General features: G+C 50.8%; 27 protein-coding genes. 19 read left to right on the top strand and 8 right to left on the bottom strand.

The genetic code is table 11. From position 1 onward, the window contains the following. Nucleotides 1-211: 211 nt before the first annotated feature. From K5Y30_RS22835 to cysE, 5 genes are all read left to right on the top strand, one after another. Nucleotides 212-643, top strand: coding sequence for a rhodanese-like domain-containing protein (locus K5Y30_RS22835; RefSeq protein WP_222213515.1), 432 nt, complete (start codon nucleotides 212-214; stop codon nucleotides 641-643). 18 nt (nucleotides 644-661) lie between these two features. Further along, entirely contained in the window at nucleotides 662-916 is a 255-nt protein-coding gene (gene grxC, locus K5Y30_RS22830) for a glutaredoxin 3 (RefSeq protein WP_007885328.1), read from the top strand. Between the two features lie 40 nt (nucleotides 917-956). Continuing rightward, nucleotides 957-1,421, top strand: coding sequence for a protein-export chaperone SecB (gene secB, locus K5Y30_RS22825; RefSeq protein ID WP_101760668.1), 465 nt, complete (start codon nucleotides 957-959; stop codon nucleotides 1,419-1,421). After that, nucleotides 1,421-2,440 (top strand): NAD(P)H-dependent glycerol-3-phosphate dehydrogenase, encoded by a 1,020-nt coding sequence (gpsA, locus tag K5Y30_RS22820; RefSeq protein ID WP_154194956.1) that lies wholly within the window; start codon nucleotides 1,421-1,423, stop codon nucleotides 2,438-2,440. Before secB ends, gpsA begins: the two co-directional genes overlap by 1 nt. 69 nt (nucleotides 2,441-2,509) lie before the next feature. Further along, on the top strand, nucleotides 2,510-3,325 hold the full coding sequence (cysE, locus tag K5Y30_RS22815; protein WP_007885334.1) for a serine O-acetyltransferase: 816 nt from the start codon (nucleotides 2,510-2,512) through the stop codon (nucleotides 3,323-3,325). Here cysE and trmL read toward each other — a convergent pair. The 3 genes from trmL to cpxR are packed head-to-tail and all read right to left on the bottom strand — an operon-like array spanning nucleotide 3,322 to nucleotide 5,902. After that, complete coding sequence (gene trmL, locus K5Y30_RS22810; protein WP_101760666.1) at nucleotides 3,322-3,795, bottom strand: tRNA (uridine(34)/cytosine(34)/5-carboxymethylaminomethyluridine(34)-2'-O)-methyltransferase TrmL; 474 nt, start codon at nucleotides 3,793-3,795, stop codon at nucleotides 3,322-3,324. The genes cysE and trmL overlap by 4 nt on opposite strands. Before the next feature lie 35 nt (nucleotides 3,796-3,830). After that, complete coding sequence (gene cpxA / locus K5Y30_RS22805) at nucleotides 3,831-5,207, bottom strand: envelope stress sensor histidine kinase CpxA (protein ID WP_101760665.1); 1,377 nt, start codon at nucleotides 5,205-5,207, stop codon at nucleotides 3,831-3,833. Further along, complete coding sequence (gene cpxR, locus K5Y30_RS22800) at nucleotides 5,204-5,902, bottom strand: envelope stress response regulator transcription factor CpxR (RefSeq protein ID WP_007885339.1); 699 nt, start codon at nucleotides 5,900-5,902, stop codon at nucleotides 5,204-5,206. The genes cpxA and cpxR overlap by 4 nt, the downstream gene beginning before the upstream one ends. A 150-nt stretch (nucleotides 5,903-6,052) precedes the next feature. Between cpxR and cpxP the strand changes: the two genes are divergently transcribed. Then, nucleotides 6,053-6,565, top strand: a complete 513-nt coding sequence (cpxP, locus tag K5Y30_RS22795) for a cell-envelope stress modulator CpxP (protein ID WP_222213513.1) — start codon at nucleotides 6,053-6,055, stop codon at nucleotides 6,563-6,565. Between the two features lie 228 nt (nucleotides 6,566-6,793). Here cpxP and K5Y30_RS22790 read toward each other — a convergent pair whose 3' ends face one another. From K5Y30_RS22790 to K5Y30_RS22780, 3 genes are all read right to left on the bottom strand, one after another. Then, nucleotides 6,794-7,819, bottom strand: a complete 1,026-nt coding sequence (locus K5Y30_RS22790; protein WP_222213511.1) for a tyrosine-type recombinase/integrase — start codon at nucleotides 7,817-7,819, stop codon at nucleotides 6,794-6,796. Nucleotides 7,820-7,925: 106 nt separating this feature from the next. Then, nucleotides 7,926-8,198 (bottom strand): helix-turn-helix transcriptional regulator, encoded by a 273-nt coding sequence (locus K5Y30_RS22785; RefSeq protein ID WP_222213509.1) that lies wholly within the window; start codon nucleotides 8,196-8,198, stop codon nucleotides 7,926-7,928. Nucleotides 8,199-8,233: 35 nt separating this feature from the next. Further along, a complete protein-coding gene (locus K5Y30_RS22780) occupies nucleotides 8,234-8,524 on the bottom strand; it encodes a helix-turn-helix transcriptional regulator (protein ID WP_222213507.1) in 291 nt (96 codons plus the stop codon). 134 nt (nucleotides 8,525-8,658) lie between these two features. On the opposite strand from K5Y30_RS22780, the gene K5Y30_RS22775 reads away from it, so the two are divergent. The 3 genes from K5Y30_RS22775 to K5Y30_RS22765 all read left to right on the top strand — a co-directional run bounded on the left by K5Y30_RS22775 (nucleotide 8,659) and on the right by K5Y30_RS22765 (nucleotide 9,594). Next, a complete protein-coding gene (locus K5Y30_RS22775; protein ID WP_222213505.1) occupies nucleotides 8,659-8,937 on the top strand; it encodes a Cox family DNA-binding protein in 279 nt (92 codons plus the stop codon). Beyond that, nucleotides 8,938-9,213 (top strand): DUF4761 family protein, encoded by a 276-nt coding sequence (locus K5Y30_RS22770; RefSeq protein WP_222213503.1) that lies wholly within the window; start codon nucleotides 8,938-8,940, stop codon nucleotides 9,211-9,213. Nucleotides 9,214-9,333: 120 nt separating this feature from the next. Further along, nucleotides 9,334-9,594, top strand: a complete 261-nt coding sequence (locus tag K5Y30_RS22765; RefSeq protein ID WP_222213501.1) for a hypothetical protein — start codon at nucleotides 9,334-9,336, stop codon at nucleotides 9,592-9,594. A 262-nt stretch (nucleotides 9,595-9,856) separates the two neighbouring features. On the opposite strand, the gene K5Y30_RS22760 is transcribed toward K5Y30_RS22765, so the two are convergent. Then, nucleotides 9,857-10,324: a hypothetical protein gene (locus K5Y30_RS22760; RefSeq protein ID WP_222213499.1), complete on the bottom strand. Its 468-nt coding sequence runs from the start codon at nucleotides 10,322-10,324 to the stop codon at nucleotides 9,857-9,859. Between the two features lie 153 nt (nucleotides 10,325-10,477). On the opposite strand from K5Y30_RS22760, the gene K5Y30_RS22755 reads away from it, so the two are divergent. From K5Y30_RS22755 to K5Y30_RS22710, 10 genes are all read left to right on the top strand, one after another. Continuing rightward, entirely contained in the window at nucleotides 10,478-10,939 is a 462-nt protein-coding gene (locus K5Y30_RS22755) for a hypothetical protein (RefSeq protein WP_222213497.1), read from the top strand. Nucleotides 10,940-11,012: 73 nt separating this feature from the next. Further along, on the top strand, nucleotides 11,013-11,240 hold the full coding sequence (locus tag K5Y30_RS22750) for a DUF2732 family protein (protein ID WP_222213495.1): 228 nt from the start codon (nucleotides 11,013-11,015) through the stop codon (nucleotides 11,238-11,240). Further along, a complete protein-coding gene (locus tag K5Y30_RS22745) occupies nucleotides 11,240-11,476 on the top strand; it encodes a TraR/DksA family transcriptional regulator (RefSeq protein ID WP_222213493.1) in 237 nt (78 codons plus the stop codon). Before K5Y30_RS22750 ends, K5Y30_RS22745 begins: the two co-directional genes overlap by 1 nt. Beyond that, entirely contained in the window at nucleotides 11,473-12,291 is an 819-nt protein-coding gene (locus tag K5Y30_RS22740) for a Dam family site-specific DNA-(adenine-N6)-methyltransferase (RefSeq protein ID WP_255606759.1), read from the top strand. Before K5Y30_RS22745 ends, K5Y30_RS22740 begins: the two co-directional genes overlap by 4 nt. Further along, a complete protein-coding gene (locus K5Y30_RS22735) occupies nucleotides 12,288-12,461 on the top strand; it encodes a hypothetical protein (RefSeq protein WP_222213491.1) in 174 nt (57 codons plus the stop codon). The genes K5Y30_RS22740 and K5Y30_RS22735 overlap by 4 nt, the downstream gene beginning before the upstream one ends. Further along, complete coding sequence (locus K5Y30_RS22730; protein WP_222213489.1) at nucleotides 12,458-14,809, top strand: replication endonuclease; 2,352 nt, start codon at nucleotides 12,458-12,460, stop codon at nucleotides 14,807-14,809. The genes K5Y30_RS22735 and K5Y30_RS22730 overlap by 4 nt, the downstream gene beginning before the upstream one ends. 89 nt (nucleotides 14,810-14,898) lie before the next feature. After that, nucleotides 14,899-15,618, top strand: a complete 720-nt coding sequence (locus K5Y30_RS22725; protein ID WP_222213568.1) for a DNA adenine methylase — start codon at nucleotides 14,899-14,901, stop codon at nucleotides 15,616-15,618. Between the two features lie 359 nt (nucleotides 15,619-15,977). Next, on the top strand, nucleotides 15,978-16,298 hold the full coding sequence (locus K5Y30_RS22720; RefSeq protein WP_222213487.1) for a hypothetical protein: 321 nt from the start codon (nucleotides 15,978-15,980) through the stop codon (nucleotides 16,296-16,298). A gap of 355 nt (nucleotides 16,299-16,653) precedes the next feature. Continuing rightward, entirely contained in the window at nucleotides 16,654-16,854 is a 201-nt protein-coding gene (locus K5Y30_RS22715) for a hypothetical protein (RefSeq protein WP_222213485.1), read from the top strand. Further along, nucleotides 16,851-17,786 (top strand): hypothetical protein, encoded by a 936-nt coding sequence (locus K5Y30_RS22710; RefSeq protein ID WP_370634236.1) that lies wholly within the window; start codon nucleotides 16,851-16,853, stop codon nucleotides 17,784-17,786. Before K5Y30_RS22715 ends, K5Y30_RS22710 begins: the two co-directional genes overlap by 4 nt. 382 nt (nucleotides 17,787-18,168) lie before the next feature. On the opposite strand, the gene K5Y30_RS22705 is transcribed toward K5Y30_RS22710, so the two are convergent. Further along, nucleotides 18,169-19,233, bottom strand: a complete 1,065-nt coding sequence (locus tag K5Y30_RS22705) for a phage portal protein (protein WP_222213483.1) — start codon at nucleotides 19,231-19,233, stop codon at nucleotides 18,169-18,171.

Here is a 19,233-nt window from a genome sequence, read left to right as displayed (position 1 = left end):
TTAGCCCGGCCGGGTTTTACTTTGCTAAAAATGTCTGTACCGAGCTTACCGGCATAAACTTTGTCTTAATTTTGGGATTAGAACACTTTTTTTGGAAAATGACGCACAAATCGTAACTCTGTCCCCTTAGCGACTGTACATGCGAAGTGGCGCAGGTATACTCAGAACCCTTGTTTTAGCTTATCAGCCCGGTTTGGAGTCGTTACCCCTCATGCAAGAAATTATGCAGTTTGCAAGCAATCACCCCATCCTCAGTCTGGCATGGGTCGCTTTACTCGTTCTCGTGATTGTGACCACCGTTAAAGGTATGTTCTCTAAAGTAAAAACCATCAGCCGTGGTGAAGCTACCCACCTGATTAACAAAGAGGACGCGGTGGTGGTAGACGTTCGTTCACGTGACGATTACCGCAAAGGACACATTTCTGGGGCTATCAACGTAGCGGCAGCAGACATTAAAAAAGAGAGCTTTGGCGAGCTGGAAAAGCACAAGTCACAGCACATAATTGTAGTTTGCGCGACCGGTCAAAGTGCGGGTGAATCTGCAGCGAAATTGAGCACAGCGGGTTTTGAAAAAGTCTCCGTACTGAAAGATGGCGTGAGCGGCTGGAGTGGTGAAAATCTGCCACTGGTGCGCGGTAAATAACTTCTTCGAGGTAACCGTATGGCGAATGTAGAGATCTACACCAAAGTCACTTGTCCTTATTGCCACCGTGCAAAGGCGTTGTTGGATCAGAAAGGCGTGTCGTTCCAGGAGATTCCCATTGACGGGAACGCGGCGAAACGTGAAGAGATGATTCAACGCAGCGGCCGCACTACGGTGCCACAGATTTTCATTGATGCGCAGCACATTGGCGGCTGTGACGATCTTTACGCGCTGGATGGGCGTCAGGGACTTGATCCTTTACTCCAGGCATAACTTTTCGGTCAGACAATTTTAACTCACAGGATTTAGTCACATGTCAGAGCAAAGCAGCAGCGAAATGCAGTTCCAGATTCAACGTGTTTACACCAAAGATGTTTCTTACGAAGCGCCAAACGCACCGCAGGTTTTCCAGAAAGAGTGGGAACCGGAAGTGAAGCTGGATCTGGACACCGCCTCTTCTCAGTTAGCTGATGGCGTTTTTGAAGTCGTTCTGCGCGTTACCGTAACGGCAACCGTTGGCGAAGAGACCGCATTCCTGTGCGAAGTACAGCAAGCGGGCATTTTCACCATTAGCGGTATCGAAGGCACGCAGATGGCGCATTGCCTCGGCGCGTACTGCCCGAACATTCTGTTCCCGTATGCACGCGAATGCGTAACCAGCCTTGTGTCTCGTGGTACTTTCCCGCAGCTCAACCTGGCGCCAGTGAACTTCGATGCGCTGTTCATGAACTATCTGCAGCAGCAAGGTGAAGGCGAAGCGCCACATCAGGATGCCTGATGACTACACTCAACGCTTCAATTAGCGTCATCGGTGCCGGCTCGTACGGCACCGCATTGGCCATCACGCTGGCCCGCAACGGCCATCCGGTTCTGCTCTGGGGCCACAATCCTCAAAGCGTGGCGCAGCTGCAAGCTGACCGCTGCAATGCCGCTTTCCTGCCCGATGTCCCTTTCCCTGATAATCTTGTTCCTGAAGCCGATCTGGCAACCGTGGTTAACGCCAGTCGCGATCTGTTGGTCGTCGTGCCGAGCCATGTATTTGGCGACGTGCTGACGCAGCTTAAGCCGCATTTGCGTGCCGATTCGCGGATTGTCTGGGCGACTAAGGGACTGGAAAAAGAGACCGGCCGGTTGCTGCAGGATGTGGCGCGTGAAATCCTCGGCGATGCGATTCCACTCGCGGTGATTTCCGGACCCACCTTTGCCAAAGAGCTGGCAGCCGGCATGCCAACGGCCATCGCACTGGCATCCACCGATGCGGAGTTCGCTGAAGACCTGCAGCAGAAGCTGCACTGCGGCAAAAGTTTCCGCGTCTACAACAATCAGGATTTCATCGGCGTGCAGTTAGGCGGCGCGGTGAAGAACGTGATTGCGATTGGTGCGGGGATTTCTGACGGCATTGGCTTTGGTGCCAACGCGCGTACCGCCTTGATCACTCGCGGCCTGACGGAAATGAGCCGTCTTGGCGCAGCGCTGGGCGCCGATGCCACCACCTTTATGGGCATGGCCGGTTTAGGCGATCTGGTGCTGACCTGTACCGATAATCAGTCGCGCAACCGCCGTTTCGGCATGATGCTGGGGCAAGGCGAGAGCGTAGACGATGCGCAACGCATTATCGGACAAGTTGTAGAAGGCTACAGAAACACTAAGGAAGTCAAAGCATTGGCCGCGCGTGTCGGCGTAGAAATGCCGATTACTGAGCAGATTTATCAGGTGCTCTATTGCGGAAAATCAGCGCGAGAGGCAGCATTGACCTTACTTGGCCGTGCAAGGAAGGACGAAAACAGCCAAAGCTAAAGCAGGATGCGCCAGCGTCACCACCTGTAGCGCCCCATCAGGCGCTTTTTTTATCGGGAGCAAACAGCAATGTCGTCTGAAGAGTTAGAACTGGTCTGGAACCATATCAAAGCCGAAGCCAGAGCCCTGGCCGACTGTGAACCGATGCTGGCCAGCTTTTACCATGCGACACTGCTCAAACACGAAAACCTCGGCAGCGCGCTCAGCTACATGCTCGCTAACAAGCTGGCGAACCCGATCATGCCCGCTATCGCTATTCGCGAAATCGTGGAAGAAGCCTATCGTGAAGACCCGGAGATGATTGTCTCTGCGGCCTACGATATTCAGGCTGTACGCCAGCGCGATCCCGCCGTTGATAAATACTCTACGCCGCTGCTTTACCTCAAAGGTTTCCACGCCTTGCAGGCCTATCGCATCGGCCATTGGCTGTGGAAAGAGGGCCGCCGCGCGCTGGCTGTCTATCTGCAGAACGAAATCTCCGTCTCATTTGCCGTGGATATTCACCCGGCGGCACGCATTGGTCGCGGCATCATGCTTGATCATGCTACCGGCATTGTCATCGGCGAAACGGCAATCATTGAAAATGATGTTTCAATTCTGCAATCGGTGACGCTCGGCGGTACTGGTAAAACCAGCGGCGATCGCCATCCGAAGATCCGTGAAGGTGTGATGATTGGCGCCGGCGCCAAGATTCTGGGCAACATTGAAGTGGGGCGCGGCGCAAAAATCGGAGCCGGTTCAGTTGTCCTGCAGCCTGTACCGCCGCATACCACGGCGGCCGGCGTACCAGCGCGCATTGTCGGTAAACCGACCAGCGATAAACCGTCGATGGATATGGATCAGCACTTCAACGGCGCAGGCTTTGAGTACGGTGACGGCATCTAGCCTTTGATCAGTGCGCCAGCATAATCGAGTTGGCGCCACGCTTCATACACCACCACTGATACTGCATTAGACAGGTTCATGCTGCGGCTCTCCGCCATCATCGGAATGCGGATTTTCTGCTCAGCGGGTAGCGCGTTGAGAATTTCTGCGGGTAAACCGCGACTCTCCGGACCAAACACCAAATAATCACCCTTCTGATAGCTCACCGCGCTGTGCGCCGGCGTTCCTTTGGTGGTGAGGGCGAACATGCGCTGTGGCGTTTCTGTTGCCAGAAACTCTGCGTAATTGGCGTGTTTTTTTAAGGCGGTATATTCGTGGTAATCCAGCCCGGCGCGGCGCAGGCGCTTGTCATCCCAGGCAAAGCCCAGCGGTTCAATCAGGTGTAACTGGAAACCGGTATTTGCGCACAAGCGAATGATGTTGCCGGTATTTGGCGGAATTTCAGGTTCAAATAAGACAATGTTTAGCATAAGGCCCCCAGAAACGAGGGCCGAAGCATAACAAATTATTGACGGGCGGAGTACAGCGGCAGCCACAGCGTGAGGCGTAAACCGCCGAGCGGGCTGTCATCCGCTTTAACCCAGCCGCGATGCTGCTGGATGGCGGTTTCGACAATCGCCAGGCCCAATCCGGTGCCGCCTGACTCACGATCGCGCGCCTCATCGGTGCGGTAGAACGGACGGAAAATCTGCTCGCGATCTTCTGGGCTGACTCCTGGACCATCATCATCGACATGAATGGTGATGCCCGCAATATCCACCGAGAAGCTGACGCTGATGTGCGAATTCGAATAGCGCAGCGCATTACGCACGATATTCTCCAGCGCACTCTCCAGCGCATGGGGATTACCGTACAGCGGCCACGGGCCAGGCGGATAGGGCACTTCCATCAGTTTGCCCATCTGCTCGGCTTCAAATTTGGCATCTTCCAGCACGCCATTCCACAGCTGATTGGCCTTCATCGCTTCGCTAACCAACGCGTTATTGTGCTGAGTGCGTGACAGGACCAGCAGATCGTTAATCATGCCATCAAGACGCTGCGCTTCCGTTTCAATGCGCTGCAGCTCTTTGCCTTCACCGTTACGGCGACGCAGGAGCGCGGTTGCCAGCTGCAAGCGAGTTAACGGCGTACGCAATTCATGGCTGATATCGGACAGCAGACGCTGTTGCGCCGTCATCATGCGTTCGAGCGCGCTCACCATTTGGTTGAAACTGGAACCCGCAGCCAGAAACTCTTGCGGCCCCGATTCCAGTTCCGGATGCTGGCGCAAATTGCCGCTTGCCACTTCATCCGCCGCATATTTAAGTTTGCGCGCGGGGCGTGCCAGGCTCCACGCCAGCCACAGCAGCAGCGGCGAGCTGATCAGCATCGTGACAATCAGCAGCAGTAGCGGGCGGTCAAACAGCAGATTAACGAAATCGAGCTGCGAGCTGGTGGCAGGACGAATCAGGTAAAGCTGATAGTTGTCTTCGCCATCGCGGACCGCGAAAGGTCCAACCATCTCCACGCGACCATACTTTTTCTTTTGTGGGTGGTCGGCGTTATCCGACTGCCCAATAAAGTTGCGGATGATCTGCATTTCATTGTGCTGCGCGCCAATCACCCGGCCTTCGCTGGTTACTAATAATAAACGCTGACCGGGCGGCGCCCATTTGTCGATAGAGCGGAAAAGGCGACGCCACCACATTAAGTCGTTCGGCGGATCCTGAGACAGCTCCGCTTCAACGTGCTGTTCAATCATGGTGCCCTGACGTTGCTCGCTTTCCAGTAACGCGGTCATCTGGCGCGAATCGAGTTTAGGCACCATGAGAACCAGCATCAACACCAACGCTAGCGTGAGCCAGAAGATGGCGAAGATGCGGGTGGTTAAACTTCCAATCATGATGCCGAAACCATCAGATAGCCGCGTCCGCGTAGGGTTTTAAACCACGGATGACCATCACGACGTTCCGGCAATTTACGACGCAGGTTAGAAATGTGCATATCGATAGCGCGGTCAAACGGTGTCAGACGTTTGCCCAACACTTCCTGACTAAGGTGCTCACGCGATACTACCTGACCCAGATGCTGTGCCAGCAAATAGAGCAGGGTGAACTCGGTGCCGGTGAGGTCCAAAGTTTCGCTGTCGAAGCTGGCTTCCTGACGACCCGGATTCAGGCGCAGGCAGTCGACTTCCAGCGTTGGTGAGCTGTTATCGTGCTGCTGTTGCTGCTCGCTCCAGTTTGAACGGCGCAGAATGGCACGAATACGCGCTACCAGTTCACGATCGTTAAACGGTTTAGGCAGATAGTCATCTGCACCCAGTTCGAGGCCCAGAACGCGGTCCAGTTCGCTGCCACGTGCAGTCAGCATAATGACCGGAGTTTGGTGCTGTTGGCGTAGTTCTTTCAAAGTGTCGATACCGTTCTTCTTCGGCATCATCACATCAAGCAATAGCAAGTCCACGGTGTTGTCTAGCAGGTTAAGCGCCTGCTCACCATCGCTTGCCACAATGACTTCAAAACCTTCCATCTCAAGCAGTTCTTTAAGCAGCGAAGTTAATTCGCGGTCGTCATCAACCAACAGGATTTTATTCATTTTTTATTGCCCTCCGCAGGCAAAATACCGTGTTCCTTGACTTGCAATCCAACGCTTTACGTACTTTTACACCCCCTGACGGATGTTTGCAGCCACCGCCGTACACTGGCTCTCGTTGAATCGCAAAACGGAACGAACTGGGAGTTAACGATGCGCTACTTAACCGCCGTCGTCATTGCCTCAGCGATGGTTCTCAGTCACGCCAGCGCCGAAGCAGCAGACACGACGTCGATTGACGAGATGCATCCGAACAGCGGATTGACGACAGGCAGTATGACGCAAAATCCGCAAAGCTACATGTTCGATGGCATTGAGCTGACTGAACAACAGCGGCAACAGATGCGAGACCTGATGCAGCAAGCGCGACACGAACGCCCAACAATCAGCGTTCAAGATATAGAAACTATGCATGACCTTGTCATTGCAGACAAATTTAACGAATCGGCTATCCGACAGCAGGCAGAGAAACAAGCCCGCGCAGCGGTAGAACAGCAAGTCGAGATGGCTCGGGTTCGTAATCAGATGTATCACCTGCTAACGCCTGCACAGCAAGCGACATTGCAGAAAAATTATGAGCGACGATTAGCTGAAGTTCGTCGGCTCTCAGGATTGCAGCCATCGTCACCGCTGCAAGCAGTGAGTAGTACCAGCAGTAACCAGTAACATAGTATCCCTGTTTTCCTTGCCATAGACACCATCCCTGTCTTCCCCCGCATGATGCGGGGGTTTTTTTTATCAATAACTTACCAACAAAACCACGCCAAAACAGTCAGTTAGTTTGAGTTATCAACCAACAGGAACCAGTTAAAAGCAACTGGAAAAGGGTCGCATTGGGGTCACTGGTGGACACAAGGTGGACGCACTTTCGGGAATGCTCCCCCGCATCTCAACTTATGACCGGCTCAGCGGATTCCTGACGGCTTTTCCTATCTCAATCGCCTCCAGTCCACCGCGCAGCGGATTGAGCGTCACAGCGTGCTGGAGGAAGTCTGGCGCAAAGTGGGCGTAAATCATCGTCTGCTCAATTTTCGCATGTCCGAGGATGTCACGTAGGGTAATGATGTTTCCGCCGTTCATCATAAAATGACTTGCGAACGTGTGCCTGAGAACGTGTGTTGCCTGACCGCGTGGTAGCTCCGGTATGGCGGTTCTCAGCTTTTCCCTAAAACTCTCGTAATCCACTTTGAACAGCTTCCCGCTTTTGCGCGAGCCGATAAGTTTTTCCAGCTCATCCGAAATCGGGATCACCCTGTTTTTGCCGTTCTTCGTGGCGAAAAAGTGGATGCGTCCCATACGCACGCGCATTGCATCCAGTTCTGCCGCCTCACTCCATCGTGCTCCGGTGCTCAGGCAAACCAGCGCAACCTTTCTTTCATCCCCTTCCAGAACGGCCAGCAGTGCGGTGATCTGTTCCGGCATCAGGAATATGACTTCAGGGTCTGCCTGTTTTAACGGGGGCAGCTTCTGCACCGGATTAGGCTGGCGATACTCACCGAGCTTAATCAGTGTCGTAAACATGCCGGAAAGGCGATAAACATCACGGTTTATTGTGGCTGGCGAAATCCCAGATGCCAGCCTGGACGTTCTCAGCTGAAGCAGGTTCTTTTTGCTGAGCGCGTTAGCCGGCATATCGCCAATATGAGAAATGGTTTTGAGTAGGTGCATCCGCTCAATTTTTCCATTCTTCAGCGTGATCCCGTGTACTTCCCACCAGTTAGCCAGTAGCTCAGAGATTCGCCTGCGGTCTGAGGGTTGCTTAGACCATTCCTCCGGCTCGCTGGCCTTACTCATTACCCAAAGCTCATACGCCTTCGCGTCTGATTTCCTGCTGAATTTCTTCCGAAATCGCTTTCCTGCTTTTCCGGTCGGGCGGATGTCCACCATCCATTGACCATCATCAGTTGGTTTAATGCTCATGGCTGAGCCCTCCTGATTGATGGTGTTGCTTCGTCGTTTGCCGGGCCAGTGTGGCTCAGCAGCCAGGCGGAATGTACAACTAACCATCCCAGCCTGTTAATTGGCGTTACTCTGTTTTTTCTGGCCCACTGTGTGAGAGAGCCGGCGATATCTGGCCGGCTGCTTCAGTAGTTTTGCCGATCATCATCCACAACGTGTATTTCTCAAATTTTGCTGTTCTAACAATCCTTTCAATTGTGCTTAGTCCTACATGATTGCTGTCAGATTCAATATTTTTAAAACTACCTAATGGAAGGCCGCATTCCTTAGCCATGGCGGCTTGCGTCATTCCTTCTGCCATCCTGATGGCGCGTATTTTATTTCCATAGTCCTGAGTCATTTGAACTCCCAAAAGTACCGGATTTATTAACGAGGCTACTGATTAGCAGCATCGGCGTTATCGCCCTCGTCATTTAAATCTTCAGCACCTTTAGGGGCTACTTGTCCAGCACGTATCGCGGTTTCGCCCGTCATCAGCCATAAAACGTATTTTTGAAACCGTGGATGTGCGCACATCTTTTCAATGATGCTTAGGCCTACCTCTCTTCCGGTTTCGTAGTTTTTAATGGTACTCAGTCCAATCCCTGTTAAATCACGTAGTTGCATCTGGGTAAGCCCCTCCGCAATACGGATTAATCTTAATTTCTTTCCATACGCTGTTGACATCGTTCCAGATCTCAGACTAGATTAGCGTCATGGTTCCATATCTCAGACCATGACAGTTTCAATAAACCCAACAGCAACTAGAAGCCGTAGGAAGCAGTTAGAAGCAGTTGGAACCTTACACAGGAGATTATCACATGAGCACGATGAGTGATGGTTTGGAGGTTAAAAGCCTCGCTGACGCAGTTACGTACCAGAAGTTTGGCGAGATGATCGGGAAGCCGGTCAGCGCAATTAAGGCGATGGCTGAGAACAATAAGCTGCCGCTGATTGAATGGCGTAACCCGGAAAACCCTACCGGCCGAGCTGGTGAAAAAATGGTGTATCTGCCTGAATTTAATCGTGCTATGCGCGATGCATATTACTCCCGACCGGTAGAACAACGCGATGCCTGGTTGCTATGGCTGGGCCTGTAAATGTCAGCGGCGCATCAGATAGTTGAAGTAAACAAGCACGTTAGCCTGTATCGCGGTTTCACAATTCAGCGTTTGCCGCGCAGCACAGTTGATAAGAATCACCGTTATCAGGTGACAAAAGACGGGATGTATTACGGGCAAGAGTTCGCCCAGGCTGAAGCGATACGCACAATTGATGGCCTTCATCGTGATCATGAAGTCTGGTGTGAGCGCCTAGGGGTTGCGGTAGTGGTTGGCGAGGTGACGAATTGTTCAAAGCCGATGAATGGCAACTAGCGGTTTACCTCACGGTTCTGGCGTGGGGATTAATTGAGTCGATGCAGCTGATCATTCAGGACATCTGCCGGCGACAAAAGGCAAAGCGTTACAAGGCAAGCAAAAAGGGAATCAAAGCAAATGCGTCATGAATACCAGGTATTAAAAAATAACCTTCTCAACTCTTACCACAACAAAGTGATGGTGCTCAAAGCTGCCACCGCCGTTGCGCCACAAGTGCGTGAGAACTCCATCGCTGATCACGCTTTCCGCCTGAGTATCGGTCTGGAAGGTCTTGTGACTGTCGCAAACGCCTCGGGTGATGCGGAATCTGCTGATGAGCTGGAAAAGGTTGTTGCTCAGTGCAGTCGCGGTGAAATTCCACTGCCGGCCATTACGTAATAATCCGGCGCGGTGCGCCGGGCTTATCAGGGGCATCATTTGCGAGTGATGCGGCTGATGAGTAGTTAAAAGGGGGTAATTATGGAAAGCAGTGGAGCAGAAGTTAAGCAACCCGTTTTATACCGAGGTGATTATTCCGATAAGCAGTTAGTGGCTTGGTTGAATAAATTGATCATGGCGATTGAGTTGCCTGCTGAATTACAAAAGACCGCTGAGTCTCAGCAGCAGTCTCTTGAATTTACAAAGCTAAAATTAGATGAACTTAATACATTGCGCGAGAAGTCAATTTGTAACGTAGTTCAGGATCCCACTCTTTATCCATGAAGGGACCCAGGCTGAACTTTGACATTTCCATGTCAGCTAAGTCAGAAGGATAGGGATTGATTATTTCCTTTAATACTTCTGCGGGAACTGGAAAACTATTAATTTCTGTATGGAGAGTGGTAATTAAGTCATCCAATGAAAACTCTCTTGCAACACTTGGCGAAATTTTAAGTTTTTCACAGCACAGGACAATCGCCGCGTTTTTTCCATGAAGGTGATCGGCTTTAGAATTATTTGATGTTCGATAGGAATCTAAAAACATATCAAATTTCATGAGAAGGAAGGTGCGGTGTTGTATGTGAATCCGTTGATAACTCCCAACGCTATACCAATCTAAACCATGAGTTTGATAGATGGATTCCGCGATAGCGTTGTAAAGCTCGTAATGACTTAGTGATTTAGACATTGTTTTCTCCATGTGTTGTCTTCTGCGTTCCACAGCCAATGCGACGCAGGAAATCAACATATCACACCATGAACCGGGCATGGTTAAAAAGCCGGTGCTTATCCGAGGCATCGCTTGCGAGCGGTGCGCCTAATAAGTCTTAGTGAGGTGAGTATGGCTGTTATCGAAAATGGAGAAGGGGCGGTAAACCCTTATGCCGCGATAGCTGCCCCATACCTCCGCAAATTTCATAAAACGAGAGTTGAGAAATGCGCGGGAACACCTTTAGAGCGAGCATTTAATAAGTTATCAGTACCAGAGAAAAAGGCCGTCTTTGTGCTTGGAAATGCCAAAGCGGAAATATGGCCGGGGAAAATGGCGAAGCTGGGACATAACCAGATTGCATTTGAATACAGCCAGTTTTCAGGGCAGGAAAAGTTAACACTCATTTCCGGCATGAAATCCCTGAAAGAATTGTCCGACAAGATTCCATATAGCCGGCCCGGTGAAGAAGGTGCCGCAAGGCTTACGGAGCATGAGGGCAGCGAAGGAGAAGAGCCCGAAGAGGTGCCGATTTCCTGTGTTACCAACGTTACTGAACCACCGGATATACATCTGAACGTTCTCGGCTTCTGAATTAAATAAACACTCATTTTTTAATTAGGCGAATTACTCGCCGGGCTTCGTGCAACCTGAAAAAGGTGTCTACATGCAATCAATACCTCGGGCGAAAGTGACGAATTGTGAAAACGTCATGATCTCCATGCTTTCCCAAGCTAATCAGGAGGGCCAGCAGGATAAGGCCTACTCCGTTTCAATCCGCCTCAATGCGTTGGCGATCATCATCGTTAAAAACCAACTCAGCCCCGCTGCTACTTCCGAACTTCTGCTGAAAGAAGCCGCGAAGTATGAAGCACAAGCGGTAGGGGGTTTGTGATGCCAGACATTATCGATATCGCCCAAGAGCACGCCGCAGAAATGCTGGCGCATCAGATTACTGCAGCAAGGTCGAAAGTAACCGCTGTAAGCAGTTCATTCTGTGAGTCGTGCGGTGATCCTATTCCTGAAGCCCGCCGCCGTGCGGTGATTGGCGTGTCTACCTGCGCAACCTGCCAGGAATTAATTGAGCACCGCGCGAAAGTCAGCGGTATGCATCAGGGTGGCCGCTCATGATTAAAACCATTCTGAAATGGCCAGGCAGCAAGGCCAAGTTGATGGGCGAGCTGAACAAGCACCTGCCAGCTGGTAAACGTCTAGTTGAACCCTTCGCGGGATCGTGTGCCGTGATGATGAATACGGATTATTCGGCTTATCTCGTTGCGGATATCAATCCTGATCTAATTAATCTGTATCGCCAAATTCAGGAATTTGAAAAACCATTCACCGCATTGGCCGCCAGCGTTTTTGCGCAGAACGCTGATGAAGACAGCTATTACGAAATCCGCAAGGTATTTAACGATGACGCCGGCATGACTCTCATGCATCGCGCAGCTTACTTCCTGTATCTGACCCGCCACGCCTACCGTGGCCTTTGCCGCTTTAATCAGCGTGGAGGCTTTAACGCGCCGTATGAGAAGACGGCTAAGCCTTATTTCCCTACAGAGGAAATTCAGGCGTTTTCGATTAAGGCGAAAAGAGCCATGTTCATCTGCGCCGATTTCACCGAAACGCTGGCGCAGGTCGAAGTCGGTGATGTCATTTATTGCGATCCCCCTTATGACGGCACATTCACCCAATATCATACAAATGCATTTCCCGAAATTCAGCAGCGCCAGTTGGCGCAGAAGCTGATTGAGTTGGCGACAGCTGGCGTGCCAGTTGTTGCTTCAAATAGCGATACGTCTCTGATCCAGAGCCTTTATGGCGACTTTGACCGTCACAGCATTACTGCCCCTCGCAGTATCGGTGTCGCAGCTGGCACTGGTAAAAAGGCCAATGAAATTATTGCGGTTAGCCGTCCAGCTAAGTCGGGCGAGGTGGCAGCATGAATCTCATTGACGTAGTGGTAACCAGAATTATTGACGTCAGACCATATCGTCATTTCTGGTTGGTTGAAGTTGAGGCCAATGCTTACGGGTGTTTGACCAAAACTGAGCTCATCAGAGATACCGAAGAGCAGGCTCGTAGTGTCAAGCCGGGTGATGTCATCGCGGTATGACTGAGATAAACCGCGGCAGAATCACCCCAACACCTCCACCTCCTTACCCCGGCAAAGCGCCAGAGCCTGCCGGGGCTTATGCATGGAATGCATCCAGAGATTCTGAAGAGTTTGCCGTTGACCGTACTCCGGGTGTAATTCGTTATCGGCATGATGGTGAATCACGTTCGGTTGAGCTTTTTGACCTTTTCGGTCAGCGCCGTGAGCGCGATCGGGAAGAACGTGTTTTACGACGTCGCCTACAAGCGCTGCCGCAATATATTCGGCGCTTTTATGCGCAAAAGCTCACTGAGATTGAAGAAAAACAGGGTAAGAAAAAAGCGGCTCATTGGCTTAAAAGTTCGTTTGGCCGCTTTGTTCTTCCTCGTGTTGATGCTGTTAACCAGCAGTATCAGCCTGACGGCGAAATGCCTCCTGCGCTCATTGAGTTTCGCAGTAATTTTTACCGTATTCCTTGGGCGGGAAAACGAGAGTTGAAAAAACTCTCATATCTGTTGGCCGATAAATTAACTAATGAGCTGATTAACGAAACCAACTTGCAAATGGAAAAACACGGTGATGCCGAGTTTTCTATTTTGTCCGGTTACGGTCGTGCAGCTTGGCTAATCTCACATCTGAAAATGACTGCGCCAGGCTGGCAGCGTTACTGCGCCGAAGAGCTTACCGCAGAAGAGGCTTTGTCAGCCGCCGCTCGTATTGAATCACCATCATGGTGGATGCGCCGCCTTCGCAAGTTACATGATCAGTGGCGCGAGCATTTGATGATCGCATCAGGTTATGTGCACAAGAAAGCGGCACCATATTGCAGTGAGTCTGTGCTCAATGAGTGGGTAGCCCAAAAACGCGCGAATCGTGAATTCCTGAATGCCATGGAGTTGGAGGATCAGGCTACGGGGGAGCGTACATCACTGGCTGATAAGGTAGACGGTAGCGTTGCTAATCCTGCAATACGTCGCGCTGAGCTGATGGTCAGAATGCGAGGCTTTGAGGATTTGGCAAAAGCTCAGGGCATGGTTGGTGATTTCTATACGCTGACTGCACCCTCCAGATATCACGCAATGCAGGTAAGCGGTAAGCGCAACAATAAATATCAGTTTGCTAACCCGCGCGAAACCCAACGGTATCTTTGCAAAGTATGGTCAAAGGTTCGCGCTGCATGGGCTCGTAAAGGTATTCGCACCTTTGGCTTTAGGGTTACTGAGCCTCATCACGATGCTACGCCTCACTGGCACCTGCTGCTGTTTTTCATGCCCGAACGTATTGAGCAGGCTCGCGCCATTTTCCGTAAATATGCTCTCAAGGTTGATGGTCACGAAAAAGGGGCGGCAGAGGCGCGTTTCAAGATTAAGCCTATGGACGAACAATTTGGTTCAGCAACTGGATACATCGCTAAATACATCTCCAAAAATATAGATGGCTATGCACTTGATGGTGAAAAGGATGACGAAACCGGCGAAGAGTTGAAGGATATGGCTAAGCGCGTATGTGCTTGGGCGTCGCGCTGGCGTATCCGTCAATTTCAGCAAATCGGCGGTGCTCCGGTAACAGTTTATCGTGAGCTTGGCCGTCTGCGTGATCGCGATCTGGTTCTGCATCCGGAGATAAAACCTGCTCAAGAAGCTGCGGGCGGATATGACTGGTTTGGGTATACGCAGGCGCAGGGTGGGCCATTAGTTCCACGTGATCTCCTACGCGTGCGCCTCAGTTATGAAATGACAGAAAACGGTAATGACTATGGAGACACCGTCAGCCGTATCAGTGGCGTTTACTCTCCATTTTCCCTTAATTCAACCATCTACACCCGCACTACCGATTACAAAATCGTGCCGAAACAAAAGACCAATTCGGATGAGGCTTTTGACATTTCAGGCGGCATCGCCGCCCCTCGGAGTTCTGTCAATAACTGTACGCGGGAGCCGATACAGGAAGAAAAAATGCCGGTATCGAGAACGGTCACTGGCGACCGTGGCAGCCGTAGTGAGCAAATTGAGGCCCCGGAAAGTGCAGTTGTGGCGATTGATTTCGGGAAGTTAAGCCGTAAAGAGCGGCGCGAAATCAATCGCCGGCTTTTGAATGAGGTTCGGGGCGAAAAAGATGCAGCCAAAGAACGCCGCGCATCAGTGGCGGAGCCAGTGATCATCGTACCGCTGACACAAAAGGTCATTGAAGATGCCCGCTGGCTGGGGATTGACCTGAGTGTTAGCCAGGCAAAATTGCTTACCTCCGGCAAACGGATGTGTTTTGACGGCCATTGGTGGGAGGTGTTTGCAGGTGAGCTTAAATCTGCTCAGCCTCCAGCTGCGAAACGGGCTCAGTCTCTGATTGAGCGAATGAAGAAGGCGCTTTAACCGGAGTGATAAAAGCTGCAGCACGGGCAATTTTGACCCTTCTGGCTATATCGGTTGGAAGCGGCCATGTGGTACCAACGGAGAAAAAAATGGGATACCTCGGGAGCAAAGCCGCAAGTGGTGCCTACCAGAAAATCATCGCACTGATGCCGGCACATGATACTTACATTGAGACGCATCTAGGTGGAGGTGCCATCATGCTGAGAAAGCCACTGGCCGCCAGGAATATTGGCATCGACATTGATCCAGTAACTATCAATGATTTCACTGAAAAAAATGCTGATTTTTTGGATTCGGGCAAATTCGAAATAATCCAGGGTGATGGTGTTGGGTTACTTTATGGGTTTAATTTTCAGGCCGCCGGCAGTGTGCTGGTCTACTGTGATCCGCCTTACCTACCAGAAACCCGCACCAGTAAAAATTGTTACCGTCATGAGTACACGATTGAAGACCATGTGAGCTTAATTGAGTGCCTGCGCAGGTTGCCACCAAATGTGCATGTAATGTTGTCGGGATACCCATCAAAGTTATACGACAGCTTACTAAGCAACTGGCATAGCACAGAGTTTCAGGTGATGACGCGTGGCGGCGTAAGGACTGAAAAGCTTTGGGTTAATTTTGACCCTGCTGCAGTGCTTCGTTTTTCTGCCGCATTCGCGGGTGAAGACTATGAAGACCGCCGGAGGATAAAGCGCAAAGCGGAGAGGTGGCGTAAAAAGTACACTCAGTTATCTCAGCAAGAGCGTATGGCGATCATGGCTGAGCTATCAGAGGTTGATTTTAAGGAGATGTACCGGGTGAGTTTCTAGCTGCTGCACAGTTAGCTTTTCCCCGCTGTTCATAAAGTAAAAATTGGTTGCTCTGATACTAAAGGTTCGCATTTTTTGCCCTCCTATGTCACAAGAATGCTGTTATTATATACAGTATTCTTGTGGCGCGGTCATGTATCGATGATATGTGCCGCTCCCCGCAGCACCGATTAGCGAGCGTGGCGAGTCTGTCGGGCGAGGAAGCGGAAGGGAACGGCAGGTGAATGAAAATACGAGTGGTGCTGTAGTTTCAGGATAATTCCTAAATGGCTTCGCTTGCTGGGTGGGGATGTTGAATGGATTCGGATTACTGGTTATACCGTAGCTGAGTCCAATCCGCCCCCCCGGCGACATTCCCCATGAAAATCTACGACACGAATTACGGGCCTGATACATTCGGGCGTATACGTATGGGTCTGATTACCGAAATGTTCCTGACTTTTGAAGGCTATCTCAAACCAGAGGTTGGTGATCATCTTCGCATCAGCTGCCTTTTTAAAGGCATTGTGCAAGACGTTTATAAAGTTGAGATATCGCAGGTGTCAGAATGTGTTGATGAGCCTGATACGGTACTCATCCAGGTTAAGAAAATTATTAATGTGCCGGACGTTAAGGCAGAACGGATAAGTGCATTATGGGGTGGAGCTTATGCCGTATCGAGTGGGCGTTCGATACACTGAGTGAAAGCAGTAATTGAGGGGTTAATTCAGCATTTATCCACTGTTTGATAGAACGGCGTTGTGAGATAAATGTCTAAAGTATAATCACGAAATGGCGATAATTTAGTACATGTGATGTTCATTAGTGTTTTTATAACCGCTAAACACTATATGTAGTATGTGCAAAAAAATTATTTGCTCAGAGAGTAAATTTTATTGCCGCTTAAGCTACATTGTTATAAAACGTCAACCCAATTTCACAAAAAACGTCCAATACATAAGTGAAATTAAACAATTTCTTTGTGTTTTACCAGATGTCACGCTGAAAAATGTATGTCCGTTATATAGTTAGCGTGGGATTCCCCTAGGAGGTCGCATGAGTTTTTCAACATTTGCAGGACGTAACCCTTTCAACACGCGCTCAAGCTTGATGAAGGCACTGAAGGAAAACCGTGGCTCTTATACTATCAGCCGCGACGGCCAGGTTTCACTTGATCTAAACAATGCCACTGTTAAGAAAAGCATTGCTAAACAGATTTCAAAGCTGGGCGGTATTAAGGAAGATAGTTCGAAGTGATAAACACGTTAAGTCTGGCGTTCCTGATTTTAAGTGGTTATATATTCTCGATTAATTCCCTGACAATCCGTTATAAACTTAAGCGCGCCGAAGGTTGGGGCGCTTATTTTTATGTCGCGATGTGGGGCGGGCTTTTCTCCGCACTATCATGGATTCTGTGTTCCCTCCTTAGTTATTCTGATGTTCTGCGCGATTTATACAACTGGATGCTATCGCATCACTTTTTTGATAAAGAACTGGTTGCGCGTCTCTTTCCTCTTAACACTAGTCATCCGGTCCCGGTTGGCAATGTCGCGACTACCAATGGCAATCTAAGTTTCAGTGATCTGAAAGTGTTGGTTTGGGGAGTGACATCAGTTTTGCTGGCTCTCTTTACGGCGCGTGCGGTATTGCCTTTTTGTGCCTGGCTGAGATGGGGCGAAGATCGCAGCGCCTTCGCACTCGCTTCGGCTGTAAATGATAATCACCAGGAAGCGTTACTCATTGAGGCATCAGTAAGGCAGTACCTTCTGCTGATAACGCTTGGCTCAAGAAAATTCTATGTCGGCATTGTGATCTGCCCGAAATTCGATAATGGAAAAGCGGAATACCTTCAGATCATCCCGATGCTTAGTGGCTATAGAGATAAAGACACATTGGTCACTCATGTCACGTCTAACTACAAGAGATTGTACGTTGAAAGCGGGTTGATGACTCCTGATGGCAAATTGCTTGAGCCGCCACCATTAGTGGAAGGTCAGGAAGCAAAGCCTAGGGTCGAAATACAGGATTTTCGTACGCTAATCTGCTTTGACGAGATTGAAACTATTTCATTCTTCGATTCAGATACTTATAACAAATTCAAAGATGCTGAAGAGAAAGATAAAGAGCATTCTAAGTCACTTACAGCTGACTTATTACCTAATGGATTACCACAGCAGCCAGAACCATAAATAGCAATCAGCATTATGAAGTCCCTCAATTGAGGGGCTTTTTTTTTGGGCGGCATAATCGCCGCAACAAATTGCATTTATTTGCACAGATTTAAGTTGCTGGCTAATGCCGCGTGAGGCCAGCTCTGGTGCGGTTTCCGGTTGACCGCATAAGTGCAAAAAAAGGCACTGTTTTTGTGTGCGGGCGAGGCGGGGGAGCAGTCGCGCTCTTCAGGGGGTAGCTATGCCCCTTTGATTCGCTGAAAATGGGCGCAAAAATGCCGCGCCCTGAAGCGTTCAGGCGTGCGGCCTAGCGTGACGGGGGAAAAGCAGAGAGCCCCGCAGCGTGGCGCTGAGGGGCTCTGGTGAGATGGGGTGTTATCGGCGGTGTCGGGATCGGGCGTCAGTCGCCTGCTTTCTCTTCAGCCAGAGCATAAGGGTTGAACTGGAACACCTCAACGCCTAGCCAGTCGTTGACCGCCTTCAGCGATTCCATGATCGGGTAGAGTTCGTTGATAGCAAATACCCTGGCAGCCTTCACAATGTCACCGAGGCCGCTGGTATTGTTGGGCATGACGCCCATCAGCTGAGGCGGTACGCGGTGGATGGCCAGCATGTCATCACGCGTGGCGTCTTTGATGCCGGTGAACTCATCTTTTGCAGCTATCTGACTGAACGGCAGGATTTGTAAGCCGTCCTTCTTACCGCCTGCGGCATACACAAACAGGTTTTTAAACGCGCCGCCGCCGCGCGCATCTTTCAGTGATCGCTTCAGCTTTTCCACGTCTGCCGAATTTGCCACGGGATCGGTAAGGTAAACGATAACCCCGGCGTGACTGCCGTTGATGTAGTAATTTCGGCGGAACAGCGTGGCCTCGCCGTTCAGCATGATGGACTGGAGGGCGGACATGTATTCCGGCGCACCGTAAATCTCCTGGTGGATGCTGGCGTTTCGCAGGTGGAACACCTTGCCGGGCTCAAAAGCGTAATCCTCCTGGTAGTAAGTCACAAACCAGTACTGATCGAGGTCCACGCCACGGCGGGTGTATTTCGCCAGCGAGTGCTTAAGCTTCAGCGGCTCACCCAGGCGGTTATCGCGCCGCTCAAGATAGGCATCACCAAACACCAGGTAATCCATCACGAATGCGCTGGCATCCTGACGCGAAAGCATCGGGTGTGGTTTAAAGCATGACATGATCACATTGCGTTTAAAGACCAGCGGCGATTCATGGTGCACCGCGCCGGCCAGCAGACGGGCGAGTCCGTAGGTGCTGATTGGCGGTTCATACCATCGGCCATTGTTGGCGCACTCCATGCAGTCCTGAAGGTCGCGCTGATCCATGATTGATGTGGGTTCACCAAAGCTAAATGATTCCAGCCCCTCAACCGGTTCGACCATCTCTGCGGCAGGCTGGCTGTTTGCTGGCGTGGCGGGTTTACTGAACGTCTTTTTATTCCTGCGGCTCAT

The organism is Pantoea sp. DY-5 (assembly GCF_019795955.1).
In the GTDB taxonomy this organism is placed as follows: domain Bacteria; phylum Pseudomonadota; class Gammaproteobacteria; order Enterobacterales; family Enterobacteriaceae; genus Pantoea; species Pantoea leporis.
The sequence above is the reverse complement of the archived record's forward strand: the minus strand, read 5'-3'. Positions and strand labels throughout refer to the sequence as shown.